Here is a 642-nt window from a genome sequence, read left to right as displayed (position 1 = left end):
GCGGCGGCGCTCGATGCTCCGCAGACCATCAAGGTCAATGGCAAAGCCTTGACCGGGCGACGCCAGCAACTCGCCGTGATGGCGCTCGCGGCGCGGGCTGCTGCGGGTGATCTTAAGGCGGCGCAGACGCTGCTGCCGCTCATCATCCAGGTGCTCGGCATCGAGGATCGCGGTGGCGATCGCAAGCGGCTGTCCGCAGAAGACCAGGCGATCCTCGCTGCGGCGCTGGGCGATTATGGGCTCAGCAAGGACGAGCCGCTGGAGGAGCAAGAGCAAGCGGCCGACGCCATCGAAGAAGCGCTGCCGTCCGCTGCCGTGGTCGATGATGACATCGGCGAGGCTGGCATCGACTTGGACGAGGAGGGCGATCATGATCCAATTTGATGATCCGGAGCGGGTGCTCCACGAGCTGATGCGCCGCGACTTTCGCGCATTCTTGCGCAAGGCCTTTGCGCATATCCGCGGCGGCGAGGCGATTGGCTGGAACTGGCATCTTGATGCCATTGCGCATGAGCTTGAATGCATCCGGCGCGGCGACAATCAGCGGCTGCTCGTCACCATGCCGCCGCGCTATCTTAAATCCATCACCATCTCGGTGGCGTGGGTCGCATGGATGCTCGGGCGCAACCCGCGGCTCAATAT

General features: G+C 64.2%; 2 protein-coding genes. Both read left to right on the top strand.

Features of this window, described 5'->3' with window-relative positions; translation table 11 throughout:
- A partial coding sequence (locus AC2TC0_RS16210; RefSeq protein WP_484718485.1) for a hypothetical protein occupies positions 1-384 on the top strand: 384 nt, incomplete at its 5' end.
- A partial coding sequence (locus AC2TC0_RS16205; protein ID WP_484718484.1) for a hypothetical protein occupies positions 371-642 on the top strand: 272 nt, incomplete at its 3' end. The genes AC2TC0_RS16210 and AC2TC0_RS16205, both read left to right, overlap by 14 nt.

It is taken from the genome of Sphingopyxis sp. sgz302558 (genome assembly GCF_057220455.1).
Note: the sequence above shows the minus strand (reverse complement) of the source record. Positions and strands in the feature narration are given on the sequence as shown.